General features: G+C 77.5%; 2 protein-coding genes. Both read left to right on the top strand.

The genetic code is table 11. From position 1 onward, the window contains the following. The coding region (gene selA / locus AC2CHG_RS31215; protein ID WP_484526188.1) for an L-seryl-tRNA(Sec) selenium transferase at positions 1-941 on the top strand (941 nt) is incomplete at its 5' end. Positions 942-946: 5 nt separating this feature from the next. After that, on the top strand, positions 947-1,966 hold a 1,020-nt coding region (gene selB / locus AC2CHG_RS31210), incomplete at its 3' end, for a selenocysteine-specific translation elongation factor (RefSeq protein ID WP_484526187.1).

Raw genomic sequence — 1,966 nt, 5'->3', positions numbered from 1 at the left:
GCCGGGAGGCGCTCGACGCGCTCGCCGCGGCGGTGCCCGACGCGGCGGCGGTGCACGTGGTGAACAACGGCGCCGCGGCGCTGGTGCTGGCCGCGACCGCGCTGGCCGCCGGCCGGGAGATCGTGGTGAGCCGCGGTGAGCTGGTCGAGATCGGTGACGGGTTCCGCCTGCCCGACCTGCTGGCCAGCACCGGCGCGCGGCTGCGCGAGGTGGGCACCACCAACCGCACCACGCGCGCCGACTACGAAGCCGCGATCGGTGAGCGCACCGGGTTCGTGCTGAAGGTGCATCCGTCGAACTTCGTGGTCACCGGCTTCACCTCGGCGGTGCCGGTGGCCGAGCTGGCCACGCTCGGCGTGCCGGTGGTGGCCGACATCGGGTCGGGGCTGCTCGCGCCGGATCCGCTGCTGCCCGCCGAGCCGGACGCGGCCACCACGCTGCGGGCGGGCGCGCACCTGGTCACCGCCAGCGGCGACAAGCTGCTCGGCGGCCCGCAGGCCGGTCTGCTGCTCGGCGACGCCGACCTGGTGCAGCGGCTGCGCCGGCACCCCCTCGCCCGGGCGCTGCGGGTCGACAAGCTCACCCTCGCCGCGCTCGCCGCCACCCTGTACGCGCCGTCCACGCCCACCCGGGATGCGCTGCACGCCGACCCGGCCCGGCTGCGGGAGCGGCTGGAGCGGCTGCGGGACCGGCTCGGTGAGGACGGCTGCAAGGCCGAGGTGGTGCCCAGCGCGGCTGTGGTCGGCGGCGGCGGGGCACCGGGCGTGGAGCTGGACTCGTGGGCGCTGAGCCTGCCCGAGCGGTACGCCGAACCGCTGCGCACCGGCGACCCGGCGATCCTCGGCCGGGTGCTGCACGGGCGGCTCCTGCTGGACCTGCGCGCCGTGCCGGAGGACGCCGACGACCGGGTCCGGGCGGCCGTGCTGAGCGTGGGGGTCTGACCGGTATGTGGGTGGTGGCGACCGCCGGGCACGTGGATCACGGCAAGTCCACGCTGGTGCGGGCGCTGACCGGGATGGAACCGGACCGGTGGGCGGAGGAACGCCGCCGCGGCATGACCATCGACCTGGGTTTCGCCTGGACCACGCTGCCGTCGGGCGGCACGATCGCGTTCGTCGACGTACCGGGGCACGAGCGGTTCGTGCCGAACATGCTCGCGGGTGTCGGCCCGGTCCCGGCCGCGCTGATCGTGGTGGCCGCCGACGAGGGCTGGATGCCGCAGTCCGCCGAGCACCTGGCCGCGCTGGACGCGCTGGGTGTGTCGTACGGGCTGCTCGTGGTGACCCGCGCGGACCTGGCCGATCCCGGACCGGCGACGACGCGGGCCCGCACGGAGATCGCCGCGACGTCGCTGGGCGCTGTGGAGGCGGTGCCGGTCTCCGCGGTCACCGGGGCCGGGCTGCCCGAGCTGCGCGCCGCGCTTGATCGCCTGACCGCCCGGCTGCCCGACCCGGCCCGGGACGCCCCGGTGCGGCTCTGGGTGGACCGCGCGTTCACCGTGCGCGGCAGCGGCACCGTGGTCACCGGCACGCTCGGCGGTGGCCGGCTGCGCGTCGGCGACGAGCTGGAGCTGGCCGCCACCGGCGAGGCGGTGCGGGTACGCGGACTGCACTCGCTCGGTGTCGCGCATGCCGAGGTCGAGGCGGTGGCCCGGGTCGCGGTGAACCTGCGCGGCCTGCCCCGGGACCGGGTCGGGCGCGGCGACGCGCTGCTCAGCCCCGGCCGGTTCGGGCGTACCGACCTGCTCGACGTGCGGCTGTCCGGCGACCCGGCCGCCGACCTGCCGGCCACGCTCACGCTGCACGTGGGCGCGGCGGCGGTGCCCGCCCGGGTCCGGCCGCTGGGCCCGGACACGGTACGGCTGCGCCTGGCCCGCCCGCTGCCGCTGCTGATCGGGGACCGGGCGCTGCTGCGCGACCCCGGCCGGCACCACGTCGCGGGCGGCGTGACGGTGCTGGACGTGGAC

It is taken from the genome of Micromonospora sp. ATLC20 (genome assembly GCF_057196585.1).
This window is presented reverse-complemented; position numbering and strand designations above follow the sequence as displayed.